Raw genomic sequence first — 18,769 nt, forward strand, 5'->3', positions numbered from 1 at the left:
GAGGGTTAAGGATTACAGCAAGGCTTTCACTTTACGAACCGTGTTGATGGCCACGTCGCACAGCTTTGCCGTGTTACGTACGCTCAGGCCCGCGCGCAACTGCCGGGCGACGGCCGCATACTTTTTTAGAAAGACGGCTTTGTCTTCCGTTACGCCTACCGGGCGGCCAATCGTGACGCCTTGCCGCCGCGCCTCGTCCATGCCCGAGAGAATGCGCTCGCGCAGGGTTTCCCGTTCCAGACGGGCAAATTCCGCCAGCAGCGTGAACATGAACTGAGCGACTGGATTGCGTTTGCCGTTTTTGAGCGTTTCAATCCCAAAGTTTTGGACGTAGATGCTGATGCCCAACTGGGTCAATTCCTCGACGATTTGCAAGACTTCGACCGTGGAGCGGCCCAGACGCGAGACTTCGCTCACCAATACTTTCTGGATAGTGCCCCGGCGGCTCAGCTCCAGTAATTGCTGAATCCCCTCCCGGTCCTGGTTCCGCTTAGCTCCACTAATCTTCTCCGCAATCTCGGCCACGACCTGCACCGCCTGACTCTGGGCCACGGCGCGCAGGTCTTCGACCTGCCGCTGGTAGTCTTGCTCCTTCTTGGAGACCCGCACGAAAATAACCGCCTGTTGCATGGCGCAAAGCTATCTGGGCTGTATCAAGAAAACCACTTGGTTTTTATAATACAGGTTTCAAGACTTCATATCGGCGAAGAAATAGTCGTAGCTGCCCTGCGAATACAGAAAATCAGGGTTACCCTTAAGTTGATACACTTTCGCTAGTTTCTGGTTGACTTGGCCCTTATCGAAATGCTCCGGTCGATAGGTCCAAAACCAGGTCGGCACGTCGTCCTCCCGGATATCCTCGCCGGCCAGTAAGCGGTCGTGGGCTTCGTAGGCCCAGCTGAACTGGTCGAGCGTGCGCTGGTCATAACCGCTGGGGCCACCGACTTCCTCGGGTGGGCAGGCCCGGCGGCCACTCACGCACACCGGATGGTTCACCAGCGCGGTCGGAGGCAGCACGTTCTCCACCCGCACCTGGTGGAGCCAGTAATCGCCGAAGTCGTAGGTGTAGGTGAACTTGTCGTTCGCCCGCCACGGGAAATCGCCCAGGTGAACCCGGCGGGCATCGTCGGCAAAGTAGAGGCCGCCGGCGTAGGGCATCCCGTACTCTTTACCCCAGAGCTTGAAGCTGTGCAGGTGCCAGTTGCCCCAACCCATCACCACCTGGAAGACGTGATGCAACTCGGCCAGCGTCGTATCGCCCCGCACCAACACGCGCCGGCAAATCTGCGGGCTGATACCCAGCAGATGAATCTTGAGCTGGTAGACCGCCGCCAGCCCGTCAGCACCGGATAAGATAGGAGCAGCAGCTGGTTGGGGCATGGCGTTTACCGACAGAAAGGTACTTTCAAGTTACGCCAGAAGGTGATTATCCCCTATTGCCCCACACTTTTTGATGCTCTCCTAATAGTATGACTGCCCATATGGGCTTAGCGCAATTTTATCCTCCGCTGCATAAGAAGGCTTACTTGAGGCACAATCCTACCACATTCTTTGCAAAGAAAATGTCCCGGATAGAATCACCTTCCAGGGTGATTATAGTACCCTTACCATCCCAATCAATGCCCTTGGACCCAAGATTCCCGGCCATTGCAGTTGGCACATAGCGCGTGCCAGCGGGAGCTTTTGCCGTAGAAGAATATAGGGAGGTAAGGTCGAAGTTGTAGTTCTGCCCGGCTTTGATGGCCGTGCAGTGAGCCGACTTCGCTTTGTCCGAAACAATCTTGTACGTGACGTTATTTTTCTTCGCGTATATCAAATACACGCTATTTAGTGAATCTACCCTTGTTACCCGATAGCCTTCTACTGGTCCAGCAGGGCTTGATTCAGGATTAGGCACAGTCGCGCTTGCCATTTCAGACGGTTTGCAGCTAAGCAAAAGATTGACCAGCAAAACGAGCAGTAGACGCATGAGGGATTCGTTCGGAGTGTGGCTTAACGGACGGTCTGAATAACTTGGAGGGGTCTAGTGCCCTCCTGAGCATAGTTCTCCGTTCGGCCGACCTTACCGGGATTCTGCGAAGCCTGATAGGGATTCATCGGATTGCCTGCTTTATCAAAGTACCTGGTAGAGTAAGTACCGGATTGTGGAGAAGCCGCCGCATGAGCAGCAGGGTACACGCTACCAGGAGCGGCATAGTCACCTGACGAAACGCCTGCTTTCTGAGACATTTGCCCGCCTACATAGGATTCAGTTACTTCATGCAGAACAGTTGCGCCGGGCTTCTGGTAGTACCCATCTAATTTACCCAAAACTTCGGGCACAATGGTTTGGGAAGTCTGCACCGTGCCATCTTTTGCAACGGTATTGCCCCCGAACATACCCCCAGGGATTATTTTATTATCTGCTGTTACCTGTTGGTCAGTTCCAACCGCATTCACATTGACCGTCACAGAGTGGTCATCGACGGCGCTCATTAGCTGCGAAGCGCCTTGTGAGGGCGGATTAGAGCCATTTTGAGTATAGCTCACTTTCCCTGCATCATTCATTGTTAGCGTTAGGGAACTGGCCACCGAAGCTTGTAGCTGTTGAAAAGCTTCCATCTTTTTCGGTCCGCCCAGGATAACATCTTTTTCTGCTCGTCCGTCCGGGTCAATCTTATTGACTGGATTGTTGGATACGTAAGCATAGGGGGTGATATGCGAAAACTGCTCAGCCAGCGGGTCCACAACCAGCCAGCGGCTAGTAACTTCGGACCTGGCCCGGCCCACGAGTGAATCAGCCGGCAGCAGGTAGGCAATGCGATGCAGGCGTGTGTTGTAGACCACCGAGCCGATGCGCCGCAGGCTGTCATTACCGAAGTACTCGGGGTACTTGCCGTTGCTGAGCGTTACCACCTTCACCTTGACCCCAAACCGCTCAAATGGTTGTTGAGCATGTGCCGCAAGAGAAGTACCAAGCAGCAGTGCCAGTGAGCAAGAGTAAAATTTAAGCATGAGCAGCAGGTGTAGAAGTCTAGCAGACCGGCAAGGTACTTGGTGATAAGTCGAAGCTCGACAAGCTACTTTTTTGAATACCGCCTCACATCGGCCATTAAATAGCTAATCAATTCGCGCTTGGAAATTTCGTCAATTCCCGGCAATTCAGTTACCCTAGCGATAACTGAATTTCTGGTTTGCACAGTATCCTTGCCCATTGTGAAAGTGTTGAGCTTCGCATCGGTCGCCTGATTTTTAGTGGTTAAAATCCAGGTTGGGCTCATGTGCATTCCGCCTACACGGTCGAAGATATTAAGGACAGTGTATGCACCATTTGATGTTACGTCCTTGTAAGCGCAAAATTCAGCTAAATCAAGTTTTCTGCGCCGTGATACGATTTTGGTTTGCAAAACGGCCCCTACTTCCGCTCGTATCTTCTTATTCAAGCCAAGCTTGCTAACAGGAATACATTCTTCGCTGGTAGCCGAAGTAGGAGTAATTTCTTTGGCACAAGCAGACACCAGCCCCGCCACGATTAACAAGTGCAAGGCAGCGGTAGCGGCTTTACTATTGCGGGTAGGTAGCATTGGCCTTTTTTTCTTCCTGATTGGGAATTACCTCAATGGCATCCTTTTGCTTTTGCTCCAAATCTCTGCCAGTTGCGCCAGTTTGTTTCGCGCCTTTCAGTGCTTCCAGGTTGTTTAGTACGTGCCGGCCTTCATGTGTTCCAACGCCATTTACAAATTTGCCTTCTGAACTTTCGGCATATTCCCCCTCTTTCTTCTCAACACCGTCTTTATAACTGCCTTTAAAGAGGGTTATTGCCGCAGATTTGTAGACTTCCTTACCCGTTTTGGGGTCTATCATAGTGCCGGTAGAAAGGTCCGTATGACCGAGCAACTGCTTGCCGTTCAAGTCCCGGTATGCCTCCCCGGTTTCTTCGGTAATTTCAACACTTACTTTAGTGGCGACACTAACCAAGCCGGTAAGAGTTTCGCGCCCAGCATCGTTCTTGGACATTTCACCCACGAACTGAATAATACTGGCATCCTTTCCAGCGTATGAAAACCCACCATCTTTGTTGATGGTAACGGCCTTGCCCTTGGAATCGACAATCTCCCGCCCGTCGTGGTCCATATAGCGCACTGGGTTATTATTGCCGTAAGCGTAGGGAGTGATGTACGAATACTTCTCCGCCAGTGGGTCCACGGCAAACCAGCGGCTCGTAACTTCGGATTTAGCCCGACCCAGCAACGAATCGCCAGGCAATAGATAAGCAATGCGCCGCAGGCGGGTATTGTAGACTACTGAGCCAATACGCCGCAGACTATCATTGCCGAAAAACTCCGGGTAGCGGCCGTTGCTGAGGGTTACGACCTTTACCTTGACCCCGAACCGTTCAAAGGGCTGCTGCGCGTGAGCCGCCAGCGGCAGGGCCAGCCCCAGCAGCAACGTAAGTGAGTAGTGATTCCGCATAAGGGAGCCGGGCTAATGTTGGGTTTGGTACTTGGCTTTCTCTTTGACGACAGCTTGCAGCCAGTCCGTGTACATCTGCGCCGGCATTTCACGATAACCTGTCTCGAAGATACGGGTGTAGGCCGCTTCCATTGCCGCGAATGCCTGTTGGGAAGTGGCGGTACTTTGTTGCCGCTCGAACTGGTGCCGCAGGGCCTCAGCGCGTAACAGTTGAGCATTGATATAATGGGGGAAATGTAGCAATGCAAGCTCCGTGCATTTAAGAATGAAGGGCTCAGCTGCTGCTGGCCCTACTCGGCGCTCATAGCCTTTGGCCAAGTCCACGAGGCAGAGCACTACGTTTTGCTTGGCGCTAAGCGTGTCCATGTAAATGCCACTCACAATCGTTTCCTTGCTGATGTAGCCCGAGGCCGTGAGCCAGGCATCATTAGGAAAGGTCCGGCTCGTCAGCTCCGTGTTATACCACCCGTCTTTCTGGTTGTGCTGCTTCAGGTAAATGTGATTCGGAGCCAGGGAAAGCCAGGTGGGTGCGCCGGTTTCGTCGGCAATCATTTTATAGAGGAAGGGTAGTGAGTGGCAGTTTCCTTTATGGGAAATCAGAAGCTTGCTCACAAACATTTTCCGCCAGTCTGCATCCCCGTTGAAATCATCAAAATCATAGCGAAAAGGAGCAACTACGCGGCCTTTCCCCAGCCGGGTAGAGTCCTTCATCATCATAAAAATGGCCGCGTTTCGGGCTACCAACTCCTTATCGGCGCGGTCATACAGAAAATAGGGGTCGTTAGACGTTTTCAAGAGCCGGCATAATTGGCTAAGCGCGACAATTTGGCTGTTAAATTCTTCGTAGTCCAGACGACTATCGAAATAGGCATTTTCCGATATAAAGACCGCCCGCTTGAAACTAAGGGGATATCGGCCATCCAGCATTTTAGCCAGCTCTTTATACGCTTGCTCGTAGGCATCATGGGTCACCTCGACGGCTGAGGGAAGAATACGGGCAGGAGGCAGTACCTCCAGTGGAAGGCCTGGGAGTTGCGCCGGCACCGAGGCCGGCCCCCGGTCCGGCACCGCGACGTGGTAGGCACTGCTGCGCACGGCCAGCGGCTCCAAGGCCACCGGACGCCGAGCGCAGGCCACCGAGAGCACCAGCAGCAACAAGTAAAGGAGAGGACGGGTAGCGAAGGGCATAGCGGCTTATTTCTTGGCGGTTTGCTCGAAGCGAGAGGCGGCTTGCTGGCCGGCCACGCGGGTTTGTTCCTGCTCGACCTGCTTTAACCAACGGGCGTACTGGTCGGCCGGCATTTCTTCATGCCCTAGTTCCTCGACGGCCCGCTTGCGGCGCTCGACTTCTTCCATCAGTGGTCGTAGCTTAGGGTTCAGGCGGGCTTGGGCTTCGGTGGGCTGACCATTGGCCTTCACCGCGACCATGAGTGCCATCAGGGCCGCATCATGGGCCAGCATCCGGCCTTGGACACTTTGCGGGTAGTAACGCAGCCCCAGGGCCGCGCACTTGGCCGAAAAATCATCGTGCCCGTAGCGCCAGGCATAGCTTTGGGCTAGGTCGAACACGCGGCAGGCCATTGTCTCCCGGCGCGTGAGCGTGTCCAGGTAGGAGCGATTTTTCAGGGCTCCCGCCTTAATGAAACCCGAACTCATGTAGTAGGAATCACTGACGAAGAAGCCGCGGGTAGTTTCGTAGCTATACAGCACCCCCCGGTTATCCTTTACCTGAATGTAGGAGTGGCTAGGGGCCATGCTCAGGTAGGACTTGATGTCCAGCTCGTCGGCCACCAGCTTATAGAGCAGCGGCATGGAATGGCACTGGCCGCCGTTGGTGGCCAGGAGCTTATTTACAAACTGATTGGAGTAGTCCTCCCGGCCCCAAAAGTCCTTGAAATCGTAGCGCGGCGGTAGATGCACCGAGGCAAGCTTGCCGTTGTAGGTTACCCGGATGGTATCGGTCATGAGCCGGTGCAGGGCCATAAACCGCGCCGCCAGGTCGGGCCGCGCTGAGTCCGCCGCAAGGCCCCGGCAGATTTGCGTTAGTTCGTGAATGTCGGTGCTGAATTGGGCGTAGTCCAGGCCCCCGTTCATGAAGGCGTTTTCAGTCAGGAAAACGGCCCGCTTCAAATCCCAGTGGCGACGACCTTCCAGCATTCCTTGCAGCGTCTGGTACGTCGATTCGTAGAGCTGCTGGTTGGCCACCTTGTACTGTTGGCGGGCTTGCTCCTCGCGGGCGCGGTGCTGTTGCTCCGACTGGATTTCTTGCTGCAGTGCTCGTTCCCGCTGCTGTTGGGCAGCAATGTAGCGGTCCGCCTGGTCAATGGAGGCTTGGTTGATGGCGCGGGTCCGGGCCTGTTGCTGCTCCAGAGAACTGCCCATAGTAGGCAACTGCGAGCCCTGGGGCTTGGGGACCAGGCTGCCCAAGTCGGTATTTGGCGGCTGCCACACTTGCGCCTGCCCAGCGTGGCTGAAATTTACAAGAAGGAATAGAAGCCAGCCGGGTAGAAAATAGCGCATACGGAATAACCTAAGCTCGTCAAAAATAAGGCTTTTCAAAGAAATTCCTGCTTAGAGTAATTTTATCCCCCCGTTGCTATAAGAAGGCCAATGACGGGCTGCAGGTGCGCCGTATCCGAACCGGGTACCCCGGCCGCAATAGCTACTCTGGCCGGCAACGGGGGCAGTGGGGAGAAAAAAGGCATGCTTAGCCGCTGATAAGAAAGTCCGGCAGGTTATCTGGCAGGGGATGCGCTTCCAGGCGCTCCGCAACCTGCGCCACGCTCAGGCCCGTCAGCAGCAGCTGGTACGCCCGCAGGATAGAAACCTCGGGCTCCTTCTCCGGCGAGATGCCGAACTCCTGACCTGCATCCAGCGGGGGATTTACGTAGCTCAGCAGCGACATCCACGCCGTTGTTTTTGGCGTGTTGAGCCCGCCTGGAAAAGTTGCTCCCCGTTCCAGCCACTTGCGGCACGCCAGCTCCGCGTGCCACGCGAAGCTGGACATGCGCAGGAAAGTATCCAACTCATTATAGCGCGTAAACGGCGGGCCATACTCAGGCCAAAACAACGGCTTTTTGGAGGGTTGTTGCATCCTACAAGATACGTTATAAAAGCCGTTCAAACTACTTTCAAGGCGATTTTAAGCCTCTCTAATCGCTTGGCTGCCCTGCCTGGGAATCCCGGTATTTCACCTTATCTCGAAGCCGTCCAAACCCATTATTTGGCTTTTTTAGCAGTCGCCTCTTTTTCCAGTACTACCGCCTCCGCCCGCTTCCGCTGTGCTTCCAGCAGCAACCGTTCGCGTTCCTCCAAGCGAATGGTCGCTTCCTGAAACTTGACCGAGTCCTGCCGCCACCGTTCGGTCACCGACGTGGTGTAAGCCGGGTTGGTTTGCCTGGTCTCGCGCCACAACCACGCACTGCGCTCGCGCTGGTCGCGCACGGCCGCGGCGTTCCACCACCCCCACCAACTTGCCAGCAGCAACGCCAGCACGCCCACGAATACCCAGACTCCATACTGCACGGCTTGCGTCAACGGCCGGTCCGGGTGGTGCCGCCGCACTTCCTCCGCCACGGCTTGCCGCAGCTGCTGCTCCAGTTCCTTGCTCACCCCTACCGGGGGTGGACTCGCGGGGGCCGCCGGCCTGGCCACCGTCTCCTGCAGGGCCAGCACCATGGTTGCCATCCGTTCAATACTCGGGCGGTAGTCTACTGGGGCCTGCTGCGCTGCCAGACTTTTTTTAACGCTGGCCACGTCGTCGGTCAGGCCCTGCAGGAGTTCACCAATGAGTTCGTTATTCATAAGGAAAGGGTAGATGATTGTTGCTTACTGGTTAATAGCCCAAACCCTGGTCAGACGACCGGGGGCGCGGTGTTACCGGTTGGGAGAGTTGCTGTCGCTGCGCTTGCTGCTCATTCTGTTCAAACGTCTTGGTCAGGCCCGCCAATGACAACGGACGCGCCAGCTGGCTCCCTTTGAACCGTTGCCCGTCCTGCTCAAAGCTGATGCCTGTTGCCTGCCCAGTGGCGTTGTAGTGCAGCTGTACCGTGATGCCCCGAGTTGCCGCGGCTTGGGTAAACTCGGGCAAACTTTTAGCCTGTTGAGCGCATGCCTGCACCGCCTCCCGCAGCTGGATGCGGGCCTGTTCGTGGTCGGGCACGTTGGTCAGGCTTTTGCGTTTTTCCAAGCTCAGGACCGGGGTCAACTCATACTTCTGCTCCAGTTCCCGCAGCAGCGTTTCACTGCGGGAGTAGTTGTGGCCATCTCCCACCGTGTGACCATCGTCCGCCACCCGGTTTGCCACGATGTGAAAGTGCGGGTGAGGCCGGTCGTCGTGGCGAATCACCGCGTACTGCCCCTTGGCGAGTCCCATCCCTTCCAGGTAATCCAAGGCAATAGCCGCCATTTTGTCATTGGTCAACCGCTCCTTTTCTTCCGGAGGAAAAGAGATGGACGTATGCCATACCGCCCGCCCCAGCGCGGGGTTGAGCCGGCGCTGCAACTCAAAGTCCTGGGTCATGGCTTCGGCGTCGTAATCCCGCACGCCCCGGCTCAGCAGCACCTCGCCCTCGCCCTGGTCGAGCTTTTTGAACTGGTACGCCACGCAGCCCCCGAAGCTGCGCCCGATGACGGTCTTGCCAATCATACGACGAGTAGTTTATTAAGCTCGTCCAGCAGGGCGTCGGCCTTGATGGCAATGCTCCGCACCCCATCCCCGTGCGCCTTCTTCACCAGTTGATTCAGCGTGTTGCCCAGGGCCCTTAACTCATGCAGGGCCGGCAGCGCAGCCGGGTCCAGCGTGGGCAGACCTGGCCGGTGAGCACGGCCTGCCGGCAGTAGTCGGCTACCGTTAGCCGCGCCGACTGGGCCCGCCGCTTTACCGCTAAGTATTCAATTTTAGTGAAGCGTACCGTGGCCCGGTCCGGGCGGGCCTCCGGGTTGCGGGGGCGCCCGCCATTACGCTTGGGCCGGGGCTCATCAGGAATCAAGGGGGCTTCCATAGCAGAACATGGGGAGTAGGTCTTTGGCGACGGCAGGAGCCAAAGCCAGCCGTTGTTGGCGCAGAAACCGCAGGTTTTTGCCGCCAACAACATGGCTGGCTATAACACGCGTCAGGGGTCGTTGAACAGACGGGAAAGAACTAGGCTAGGTTACAGCTAGGAACTAAATAGTTGGAGCAACGGACCGTCGGCTTAAGGAAGTCTTGAGTAGCCCGGTTTTATATCATCGTCTCATTCCAGTGAGTCTTAAGAGCAGCTGGTCAAATAATTCCTGAGGTCGAATGTCCCGAATAATCTAGTTTTTACACCTTTGAAAACAAGAGATGACTGGAGGTAGGATTCCTCCTTTGGGGATTCGAATACTTGCTGGACCTAAGGTGTGGTCATTGGTTAGCTGGATTAGCTATTCTGTTTTTTTGCTCACCCAGTCGGAGCTTCCGGGGCTGGTTTCATCCCGGGTAATCTGAGTGCCGGGATATCTCTGCTATCCTCCCTTAGGGGTTCACGCTTGGTTCACCGGTTGGGCTCGTTCAGCTTTACTCAGCTAATACGCGGTTACCGAAACGAGCACTTAACTAAGCAAGCCAGGTCCGTAAATGGGTTCGGACGGAGGTGCACCGGCCGCCTGCCTGCTGTTGAACGCGTGCCTTTTCAGACGCCGGACTTAACCTGCTTTCCCTCCTGATTGTACTCGCATCGCGGGTCGCCCGACCAGTTACTAACCATTCAGTAGCAGGCGTTGGCTCGCTGCTGGGCCGAGCGGTCCCGAAGTGCTCCTATGACATATTGTCTGCCTTAGTTGCGATGGCTTGACCATGGGCTCCACCGCTCATACCCACGCACTACCTGGCGAGTTCAGAGTAGGGCGGCTAGCTGCAGAAGATTGGGACGCGCGGGGCCGGGACGGAGTACCGGTTGATTGGCTCATGATTGGCTCACCACGAGCCGGCACCAAGTGCTATTCGTTGAATGAGGGCGGTGGAAAGACTTTTTCTAACGGGTGAATTGGCTCACGATTGGCTCAGGCAGTAGAACTTTACCGGCTTGACTCTCACCAGCGCTCCAGCTGCGGAGTGCTTCCCCGCGGCTGCCCCGGCGAATACAACCTCTGCGACCCGCCCCTGCCTCATTTGACCTGGACCTGATTGTGTCTGGCCTCCCCGAACAAGCCTGCGTAGGGCCGAGTCGGAGGTTTTACCCTATTTCTTTAACCACACCCCTCCCAGCGCGGCCCGGCTACCACTCCCATTGGGTGTCCTCAAAAGAGTCGTCCGAAAATACTTCCAGCAACTCCCCTTCCGGGGCGGGGCGCTGGGCCAGGGCCTGCTGAAAACGCTCGTCCCAGCCCTGGCGACGGCGCTTCACCACGGGTTTGATGAGGAGGCCCTCAGCCGTAGGCTGCAGGTCGACCTCGCCGACGAGGTGGTACTGCTGCAATAATTTCCTGGGCAGCACAATTCCCTGGGAATTACCCACTCGAATCAGGCGTGTGTTCATAGCAGCAGGTACGGACAATGAGGTTCACGTGACGGGTTAAAACGATACTGAACAGGATTTAGCAGCTGGCAGTGGTACGCGACAGGTAAATGACCGCTCGAAAAACGACTTTTTATCAGTCAAAATCCTGGATCTCCCATTTTGAGACGCTGCAAACGCCTAAGACAGTTGCCGTGGCGCAGTGGAATAGACCAATGACTGATAAAAAGCCGTCGTTAGAGAGGCACCAGTTGAATTGGCCCTGTGCTGCTTTGCAAGTACCAGAGCGGAGCAGTCTCAGAATCGGAAAGTATCTGGAGCAGCGAAAAAGATAGGGTGATTGGCCAGCCTACGTAAAGAAACAATAAATCACGCAATTTAGTATAATTAAGTATTAAAAAAATGCAATCGCTCCGCCCCACAGTGTACTTTTTTGTGCTCCCCTTTTTGCTGTTTTTTCCCGGTTTGACCATTCCCTTTAAAAGCTTTTTTACCTCTCGCGCGAGTCAACAACTTGTGTATTTTTTTTATTTGTCTATTTGCAGGGCTCAGAACGTGTTGATTTCATGGATGTTATAAGCACTTTAAACGGCTTTTTATCAGTTAAAAACGGCTTTTTATCAGTTAAAAACGACTTTTTATCAGTTAAAAACGACTTTTTATCAGTTAACCTCTTGCTGAACTACGACTTTTTATCAGTTAAAAACGACTTTGGTAAACCAGGGTAGTTTTTAGACTTCTTCCCCTATATTTGCGGCCTACTCCCGCCCCATGGAAACTTCCGACGCTCTTCAGGTCCGGCAGCACAATGCCATCACCACTGCCCGGTATGACTACACCGCCTGCCAGCTGGACCTACTCTTCTTCCTGCTTTCCAAGCTCCGGCGGGAGGACGCTCCCAACCAGGAGTACCAGATCCACATGAACGAGGTCGTGGCCATGACGGGCCGGGAATGGCACTACAAGCAGCTGAAAGAAGCCACCGAGTCCATGGGCTCGCGCATGTTCGAGGTGGAGAACGACGAGGCCTACGTGCAGCTCTGGATGTTCCAGAAGGTGGAATACGTCAAAGGGCAAGGCTACTTGCGCATCCGCCTCTCGGAAGACATCCGGCCCTACCTGTTCGAGCTCAAGAACAATTTTACCTCGTTTCAGCTCTTCTCGGCTCTGAAGATTTCCAGCAAGTACGCCAAGCGCATCTACCAGCTGGCCTCGCAGTGGAAGGACATTGGCGAAACCAAGACCTACGACCTGGAAGAGTTCAAACTGATGCTCAAGCTCAAGGATGCCAAGGGTAAGGAGCCCGAGCAGTTCCAGCGCATCAGCGACCTGAAGGCGAAGGTGCTTGATATTGCCGTCCGGCAAATCAACGAAAACACCGAACTCAAGATTGGCTACACGCTGCTCAAGCAGGGCCGCTCGTTTCACGCCGTCCGTTTCTACGTCACCCGGCAGCAGCCCAAGCAGTTGCCCATTCCCTTTGAGGAGTCGCCGGAGCAGGCCCGGGTCGTGATGGCCCGTCGTCACCTGGAAACGCTGGGTATCAAGGACTCCCAGCTGGTCAGCCGCATCCTCGGCGACGAGCAGCTGCTCAATGAGCTGTTCAAGTTCATGTACCGCCTGAAAACCGACAAAATCCGGGCCGATAAAAACCCCGCCGGGCTCCTGCTCACCGTCCTGGGACTCAAGACGGCCAAAGTCAGTTAACCCCGCGGCTCCCTGGTCCAATGCCAACGGCAACCTGCATCACCTAAACATCACTGGTGTTACCTGTATTACCAGTGTTACTTATGTTACCAGTATTACCGTTAGTACCATCCCTTGCTGACTTTGCTGGGAGTTCTGGGAAATGGCAAGCCCTGCCCCAATCAGGCAACCCGGCCCTAGACCCGGAACCAGCGTCCCACCGGGCCACTTGTCCTCGGCGTTAATTAGCCCAGAAACGGGCCGCGGTGCGACGCTCACGAAAATCCTGCTGCCGGGGACGCTTGGCCCAGTGCCGCGCTGTTTACTGTGCGTTATTCCGCTTTCTCCTCGCAAGAGAGGAGTGGGAAAGGTGTCAAGTTTTTACATGTAAAAACTTGACAAAAAAGTCCCCTATGCTACTCGCTGGCCCCGGGGCGTCGGCCCTGCTGGATGCGCTGCCGGCGCTGCTGCTCCTGCTCACGGGCCTGGGCCGGACGTGGCGGGGCGGGGGCCGCCCCGGCAAAGAGCAGGTCCAAGGCTTCCTGCAGGGCTTGCTTCTGGGAGTACATGTAATCGCCCTGGGCCCGGCGGGCGTGGACGTAGTCGCGCAGCTGCTCCAAGTGGCCCCGGCTCAGCACAAAGGTTTGCCGTACGCCGTCGGGCGCGGCACCGGCAGTAGCGGGCCCGGCGGCGGGGGCCGCAAGCACACCCGCTTTTTCTGCCAGATTACCCGTGTTACTGGCATTACCCGTGTTACCAGTGTTACGCATCGTTTCCGGCTTTACCGCCGGCTTTTTCACGGGTGCCCGCTCGTCGCTGAGGTCGAAAAAGTCGCGCTCGGACGTGGGCTTGGGCACGGTTGACTCACCGGGGCGGGGCAGGTTCTTGAAGGTCTTGGCCATGGAAAGCGAAAAGATTAGCGGGTGAGAATTTCGGCGACCAGCGCCTGGTAGTCGGCGGCCCCCGCGCTTTGCGGGGCGTAGGTGAAGATGTCCTGGCCCAGGTGCGGCGCTTCGCCCAAGGCAATGCTCTCGCGGATGAAGCTGGTCAGCACCAGCCCCGGATACAGCGCCCGCAGTTCCTCGGCCGTCTCGCGGCGCAGCACCTTCCGGCCGTCGTGGCGGGTGAAGAAGATGCCGCCCACCGACAGCTCCGGGTTCAGCCGCCGCCGCACCCGGCCGACCAGCTCCAGCACTTTCTCCAAGCCGTCGGCGGCATACATCTGGGCTTCCAGCGGCACGTAGAGCGCTTGGGCACAGGCATAGGCGTTGAGGGTGACCAGGCCCAAAGCCGGCGGGCAATCCAGCAGGATGTAGTCGCAGCGCTCGCGCACGGGTTCGAGCAGCTCCTTCAACAGAAACTCGCGGTCCAGCTCGTCGCCTTTGACCTTCTCGAAACCCGACAGGGCCGACGAGCCGGCCACCAGCGCCAGGTTCTCGTGCAGCGGGTAGGCTTTCAGGCGGTACTCGCCGAGCAGGGCCCCGTACACGTTCTGCTCGGCCTCGACCAGGCCCAAGCCCTTGGTCAGGTTGGCTTGGGGGTCCAGGTCCACCAGCAGCACGCGCTGACCGGCGCGGGCCAGGCCTGCCCCGACGTTGGCCGTGGACGTAGTTTTGCCGACTCCCCCTTTTTGGTTGGTAAACGCCAGAATCTTGCTCATGGCGCAAACATACGCAACGGCGTGTTACCGGTGTTACTATTCGTACCAATGTTACTTATATTACAAGTAATACCTGTATTGCCGGTATTACCGGTATTACCAATGTTACCAGCACCAATTGTTTCTCCTTGAAAAGCCCGTAGAACGCTGGAGTTGGCCTTCCTACGCTTTTCGCTTACCCCTGCCCATCACCTACCCCATGCCCCGTCATCCGCTGCGGCGTCCCGCTGCCCGGCGCGCATCCGCCCTTCCCCGCGTGCTGCCCGCCACCTGGCTCCCCGACCTGACCACGGCCCCCTTGGCCTACAGCGGCTTGCAGCTCGACCTCTTGTTTTACTTGCTTTCCACGCTGAAAGAGGGGCCTGCCTCCCGACCGGTGGAGTTGTGGCTTGGTGGCTTTTCCGCCGCGGCGGGCAAAAAGCATAACTACAGCTACGTGGCAGCCGCGGCCGCGGCGCTGGTAGCTCAACCCCTGACTATCCGGGGCAAGCAGGAGCAGTACCGTCCGCTGCGCCTTTTCGACCGGGTTCGTTCCGTGCCGGGACAAGGCCTGCTGCAAATCAAGCTCGCCCGGGCCGGCCTCCCGTATCTACTGGAGTTACGCGACTTGATTCCCGCGACCAGCTTGCGGGCATTTCTGCAGCTTTCCAGCAAGCACGCCAAGCGGATTTATGCCCTGTGCTGCCGCTATAAAGCCAAAGGCCGCACGCCGACCTTCACCGTCGCCGACTTCAAGCAGATGCTGGGCCTGGTGGATGAGCAGGGCCACGAAAAGCAACAAGGCTTCACGTCCCTTCGCAAGCACGTATTGGAAGCGGCCGTACAGCAGATTAATGCCACTACCGACCTTCGGATTGCCTGTCAATTGGAAAAACACGGCCGGGCTGTTTTCTACCTCGCGTTTACGGTTAAATGCCAAGCCTTGCCCGTGCTGCTGCCGGCTGCCGGCCTGGATGCTGAACCAGCAACCGGATAACACTGGCGCTCCTGGCCCCACCATGGTGTGTTACCAGAATTACCGGTGTTATGCATGTTACCAGTATTACCGGTGTTACTTTCTATAAAAGCCCTTCAAGTTACTTTTAACGGCTATTTTCGGCCAATACTTTTCTGGTACGTTCCTGATTTTACCCAATGTCACTTGAACACCACGCGGCTTACGTGGCCCTGCGCGCCTACTTGGATTCCCTGTTAGTGGCCACTATCGACCAAGCCTTTTCCGACGTACCGGTGGCATTACGCCCCAACCTGGCCGTGTTCATGGCAGGCAGGGCGGTGTATCAGAACCGCGCCGGGTAACGGATGGTGTACGCGGCGGACCTGGCGGCATGGGCCGATGACGTGGTGCATGGGTCCGGCTTGGCTATTGCCCTCCCGTTGGCCTCCCTCAGCGTGGCCGAGTTGCAAGCGGCAACCAGCCGACCAACGGAATGCTAGCCGCAGGGCGTGCGCGCGGACCTGGTTCCGGGGCTGCTGTACGCCGGGCAGTCCGGCTACATCACCAACACCGTGGTGCAGCAGGGCGTAAGCAGGCCTTTGGCCACGCCCTACCTGGACGAGTTGGAGAAAGGGGCTACCTGCAGAATACCGGGACCCGCGGGTCCGGCACGGAGTACCCCTTGATGGGCTCATGATTGGCACACCACGAGCCGGAACCAGGTATAACCCGCTGAATGAGCACTGGGGAGGCGGTCTTTTAACAGGTAAACTGGCTCACGATTGGCTCAGGCAGTAGCAGCCTACCGGCTTGACTTTCGAGTCTACTACTAGCGGTGTTACCAGTGTTACTAATATTACCAGTGTTATCCCTCTGCTCATTGGAGCTTCCAGAATTCGACTAATTTTGCCGGTGTAGTAGTCAGGCTACCGCGCTTCCAAGCCCTCCGTATGGACATCGACGTTGTTAATAAAATCAAGCACCTCGCCCTTATTGCCCTCGCTTCCGATGACGAGCTGAGTGAAGCCATTGTGCTAAAGGGCGGCAACGCCATTGACCTGGCCTACAGCGACCAGCAGGGCGCGGTTTCGCGCACTTCCTTTGACCTGGACTTTTCCCTGGCCGACGGCGACTTTCTGGAAGACCTTCAAGCCATTAAGGACCGAATTGAAAGAACGCTGGTGCAGACCTACGCCGAAAACGGCTACGTGGTGCTGGAATACAACTTTCTCATCAAGCCCAAAACCAAGCCGCAGATAGCTGATTTCTGGGGTGGTTACCTGGTCGAGTTCAAAGTGGTGGAGCAGCACGTGTTCGACCGGCCGACCGCGAACCCCAATGCGCAGCGGCGGGATTTTATCCCCCTGCGCCCCAACCATTCCCCGAAGTTTCAAATCGAGTTCAGCAAGTTCGAGTACATGGGCGCAGGCAGCAAGCGTCCCATTAAAGTGGGCGGCTACACGGTGCAGGTGTACACGGCGGAAATGATTGTATTCGAAAAAGTACGGGCCATTTGCCAGCAGCTGCCGCAGTACGCCCAGATAATCCCCTCCCATACCCCCCGGCCGGGCCCGGGACTTCTACGACATTCACTTAATCATGGAGTCCCAGGGAGTGACCTGCCACTCCGCCGAGAGCCGGGCCCTGCTGCAGCACGTCTTCGACGCCAAGCGTGTGCCGCTGGCGTTTCTACAGCAGATGCGCAACCACAAGGCCCTGCACCGCGACGACTGGCAGAACGTTCGGGCGACGGTTTCCCAAACGGAAGAAGTCCATGACTTTGACTTCTATTTCGACTACGTGATGAACGCCTTTGGCGGAATTACAGCCCTTTAGGAAAGTAGAGCTGCCAGTCCGCGGAATAATCCTTCTCCTCCAGGTCGTACGTCAGGTAGAAATCGAACGCTTTCGGGCGCTCCCGTAACTCGTCTAATTTCTTGCCCTGGTAGCCGGCGCGCTCCAGATAGAACCCCACGGCCTGGAAGTAGGGGTAAATGAAATCCAACGCGTCCAGCGTAGCCACCAACTTATTTAACGAGAGCTTGCCCCGGGCCTGGCGGTAGGCCTCCAGCACGGCCGAAACGCCCCCCGCGTAGCCGGGCCGCACGGTGCTGTCGAGCAGGGTGCGCTCCACGTTGGTCGTGGGAAGGCCGTCCAGTTGATGCACGCCAAGGCGGTTCGTAAAACCACCATTGAGCACCATAAACATAAATTCTCCGTAGCGAATGCTGGCCGTGGTGCGGCGCTGGGGCTTGGCAAAAGCCGCGTCAATACCGGCCTGCGTCAGGGATGCCTCCCGCTGGGGCTTCTTGGTCTGCTCAAATGTCACGTAGATAATCTTCGGTACCTGCGTGGTTAAGCCGTTCACCCACACGGCCGAGTAATGCGACAGGTAGGCCCGGGGGGCCAACGCCGTGGCGATGTGCAACACCGAAAACTCGTCCTGCACATAAAGTTCTTTTGAGGGCAGGTACCCGTCGGACTCCAGCTTTATCTTCTGGAGCACCTCCTTGGCCAGCAGCTGGTCAATCAGCTTTTCTTCCGTGGTGGTCGGCGCAATGTTCCAGGTCGTCCGTTGCTGCTCCAGCACGGCAACCAGTTGCAGCTTGGTAAAGGCCTTTTTGGGATGCTGCTTAAAGAACGCCTGTATCCGGGCTTCGGCGATAACAAACCGCGATTTACCGGCCATAGCAGCGGTTGAACATACCGAAACGCTGGAAGTATATATACTTCCAGCAAAGGTAAGGCTTAAAAAGCAAAAAGTCAACTTGCAGGCTGCTACACTGGTTAGAGGAGTGTTGAGTTGCATGATAGTTTATAATACAAAGTGTATACACTTTGTATTACGCAAGTTAAAACTTTTAGTTCAATAATGCGCCCCCCATGCTCTATGCGTCCTTACTTATGGTAGCGGGGGATAGAATTATCCCAAGCCATGCCCGGGCTTCTTCCCAGTCTTTGCGGGCCGTGATACCAAATCACTGCCTGCCCTAACCACCGTGGCTGTTGCAGAACCCAGTGGACAAGGCAGTGACAACCGCGGCACCCGACCCGTGGGCTTGTATAAGGCCGTTCCCATCTGGTTTCGGCTTATTGAGGCTCGTAAAGGACTCGCTGAGGGCTCCGAATGGACTGTGCCATGTCCGAATTCCTTACTTTTTAACATGATAATGGTAAGAAGAAAATTTATGCAAACCTATGATAATGAATGCGTTGACATTCACAAGAATATGAAATATGTTGTATTAATCAGATTATTTATTAAAGTTCTACTCATTATCAGAGTTTTATAATGTCACAATCAGAGTCATTCTGTCCTTTTTGGGGGCCAATTTAAAGTATTTCTTTGTGCCTTAGCCAGGTTGTGCAAAGTTCAAAAAGTAATATTTCCCTGCTCTGACTGACAGCCTTGACTACCATGCACTGGATACCTCCTAGTTTGTCATTTTATCTACTCTCTTGGAAGCTGTTTAGGAAGTGGGAGGCGGGACAATTTTACGGAGCAGTAGCACCGTGAAGGCCACCCAGTGCAGGGCCATCCAGTTTTGCAGGCTG

At 56.1% G+C, this 18,769-nt stretch carries 21 protein-coding genes and 1 pseudogene; 6 read left to right on the forward strand and 16 right to left on the reverse strand.

Annotated elements, in window-relative coordinates; all coding sequences use genetic code 11:
• Positions 1–12: 12 nt before the first annotated feature.
• The 13 genes from BEN48_RS09130 to BEN48_RS09190 all read right to left on the reverse strand — a co-directional run bounded on the left by BEN48_RS09130 (position 13) and on the right by BEN48_RS09190 (position 10,952).
• Positions 13–630 carry a recombinase family protein gene (locus BEN48_RS09130; protein WP_070734286.1) on the reverse strand — a complete coding sequence of 206 codons (618 nt, stop codon included), beginning with the start codon at positions 628–630 and terminating at the stop codon, positions 13–15.
• A 57-nt stretch (positions 631–687) separates the two neighbouring features.
• The gene (locus BEN48_RS09135; protein WP_070734287.1) at positions 688–1,380 is read right to left on the reverse strand and encodes a plasmid pRiA4b ORF-3 family protein; all 693 of its coding nucleotides are present in this window, start codon (positions 1,378–1,380) and stop codon (positions 688–690) included.
• A gap of 142 nt (positions 1,381–1,522) precedes the next feature.
• The gene (locus tag BEN48_RS09140) at positions 1,523–1,969 is read right to left on the reverse strand and encodes a hypothetical protein (RefSeq protein ID WP_125932550.1); all 447 of its coding nucleotides are present in this window, start codon (positions 1,967–1,969) and stop codon (positions 1,523–1,525) included.
• 23 nt (positions 1,970–1,992) lie between these two features.
• On the reverse strand, positions 1,993–2,994 hold the full coding sequence (locus tag BEN48_RS09145; RefSeq protein ID WP_070734289.1) for an RHS repeat-associated core domain-containing protein: 1,002 nt from the start codon (positions 2,992–2,994) through the stop codon (positions 1,993–1,995).
• A 65-nt stretch (positions 2,995–3,059) separates the two neighbouring features.
• Positions 3,060–3,563, reverse strand: a complete 504-nt coding sequence (locus BEN48_RS18725) for a hypothetical protein (RefSeq protein ID WP_158010136.1) — start codon at positions 3,561–3,563, stop codon at positions 3,060–3,062.
• Entirely contained in the window at positions 3,544–4,452 is a 909-nt protein-coding gene (locus tag BEN48_RS09155) for an RHS repeat-associated core domain-containing protein (protein WP_125932552.1), read from the reverse strand. Before BEN48_RS09155 ends, BEN48_RS18725 begins: the two co-directional genes overlap by 20 nt.
• Positions 4,453–4,464: 12 nt before the next feature.
• Positions 4,465–5,640, reverse strand: a complete 1,176-nt coding sequence (locus BEN48_RS09160; protein ID WP_125932553.1) for a hypothetical protein — start codon at positions 5,638–5,640, stop codon at positions 4,465–4,467.
• 6 nt (positions 5,641–5,646) lie between these two features.
• Positions 5,647–6,834, reverse strand: coding sequence for a hypothetical protein (locus BEN48_RS09165; protein ID WP_125932554.1), 1,188 nt, complete (start codon positions 6,832–6,834; stop codon positions 5,647–5,649).
• A 325-nt stretch (positions 6,835–7,159) separates the two neighbouring features.
• Positions 7,160–7,459, reverse strand: a complete 300-nt coding sequence (locus tag BEN48_RS09170; protein ID WP_070734293.1) for a hypothetical protein — start codon at positions 7,457–7,459, stop codon at positions 7,160–7,162.
• A 212-nt stretch (positions 7,460–7,671) separates the two neighbouring features.
• Positions 7,672–8,256, reverse strand: coding sequence for a hypothetical protein (locus BEN48_RS09175; RefSeq protein ID WP_070734294.1), 585 nt, complete (start codon positions 8,254–8,256; stop codon positions 7,672–7,674).
• A gap of 31 nt (positions 8,257–8,287) precedes the next feature.
• Positions 8,288–9,100, reverse strand: coding sequence for a relaxase/mobilization nuclease domain-containing protein (locus BEN48_RS09180; RefSeq protein ID WP_070734295.1), 813 nt, complete (start codon positions 9,098–9,100; stop codon positions 8,288–8,290).
• A 115-nt stretch (positions 9,101–9,215) separates the two neighbouring features.
• The gene (locus BEN48_RS09185) at positions 9,216–9,455 is read right to left on the reverse strand and encodes a plasmid mobilization protein (RefSeq protein WP_083320918.1); all 240 of its coding nucleotides are present in this window, start codon (positions 9,453–9,455) and stop codon (positions 9,216–9,218) included.
• Positions 9,456–10,691: 1,236 nt separating this feature from the next.
• Positions 10,692–10,952, reverse strand: coding sequence for an AbrB/MazE/SpoVT family DNA-binding domain-containing protein (locus BEN48_RS09190; RefSeq protein WP_070734296.1), 261 nt, complete (start codon positions 10,950–10,952; stop codon positions 10,692–10,694).
• 750 nt (positions 10,953–11,702) lie between these two features.
• Here BEN48_RS09190 and BEN48_RS09195 point away from each other — a divergent pair.
• Positions 11,703–12,638: a replication initiation protein gene (locus tag BEN48_RS09195; protein WP_070734297.1), complete on the forward strand. Its 936-nt coding sequence runs from the start codon at positions 11,703–11,705 to the stop codon at positions 12,636–12,638.
• Positions 12,639–13,033: 395 nt separating this feature from the next.
• Here the strand turns inward: BEN48_RS09195 and BEN48_RS09200 are convergent, their stop codons facing one another.
• Together BEN48_RS09200 and BEN48_RS09205 are read right to left on the reverse strand one after the other, a co-directional pair.
• Entirely contained in the window at positions 13,034–13,519 is a 486-nt protein-coding gene (locus tag BEN48_RS09200; RefSeq protein ID WP_070734298.1) for a hypothetical protein, read from the reverse strand.
• A 14-nt stretch (positions 13,520–13,533) separates the two neighbouring features.
• A complete protein-coding gene (locus BEN48_RS09205; RefSeq protein WP_070734299.1) occupies positions 13,534–14,277 on the reverse strand; it encodes a ParA family protein in 744 nt (247 codons plus the stop codon).
• A gap of 199 nt (positions 14,278–14,476) precedes the next feature.
• Here BEN48_RS09205 and BEN48_RS09210 point away from each other — a divergent pair, with 199 nt between their 5' ends.
• The 5 genes and pseudogenes from BEN48_RS09210 to BEN48_RS20180 all read left to right on the forward strand — a co-directional run bounded on the left by BEN48_RS09210 (position 14,477) and on the right by BEN48_RS20180 (position 17,050).
• Positions 14,477–15,253, forward strand: coding sequence for a replication initiation protein (locus BEN48_RS09210; protein WP_083320920.1), 777 nt, complete (start codon positions 14,477–14,479; stop codon positions 15,251–15,253).
• 158 nt (positions 15,254–15,411) lie between these two features.
• On the forward strand, positions 15,412–15,576 hold the full coding sequence (locus tag BEN48_RS19100; RefSeq protein ID WP_158010137.1) for a hypothetical protein: 165 nt from the start codon (positions 15,412–15,414) through the stop codon (positions 15,574–15,576).
• A 147-nt stretch (positions 15,577–15,723) separates the two neighbouring features.
• Positions 15,724–15,900, forward strand: coding sequence for a hypothetical protein (locus BEN48_RS19105; RefSeq protein WP_158010138.1), 177 nt, complete (start codon positions 15,724–15,726; stop codon positions 15,898–15,900).
• Positions 15,901–16,164: 264 nt separating this feature from the next.
• Positions 16,165–16,719, forward strand: a pseudogene (locus tag BEN48_RS19400) (nucleotidyl transferase AbiEii/AbiGii toxin family protein); the annotation flags it as partial.
• Between the two features lie 94 nt (positions 16,720–16,813).
• The gene (locus tag BEN48_RS20180; RefSeq protein WP_162274735.1) at positions 16,814–17,050 is read left to right on the forward strand and encodes a hypothetical protein; all 237 of its coding nucleotides are present in this window, start codon (positions 16,814–16,816) and stop codon (positions 17,048–17,050) included.
• Here the strand turns inward: BEN48_RS20180 and BEN48_RS09220 are convergent.
• Positions 17,037–17,903, reverse strand: coding sequence for a type IV toxin-antitoxin system AbiEi family antitoxin domain-containing protein (locus BEN48_RS09220; protein WP_070734303.1), 867 nt, complete (start codon positions 17,901–17,903; stop codon positions 17,037–17,039). The two genes, BEN48_RS20180 and BEN48_RS09220, sit on opposite strands and share 14 nt — an antisense overlap.
• Positions 17,904–18,769: the final 866 nt, after the last annotated feature.

It is taken from the genome of Hymenobacter glacialis (assembly GCF_001816165.1).
GTDB classification, from domain to species: Bacteria; Bacteroidota; Bacteroidia; order Cytophagales; family Hymenobacteraceae; genus Hymenobacter; species Hymenobacter glacialis.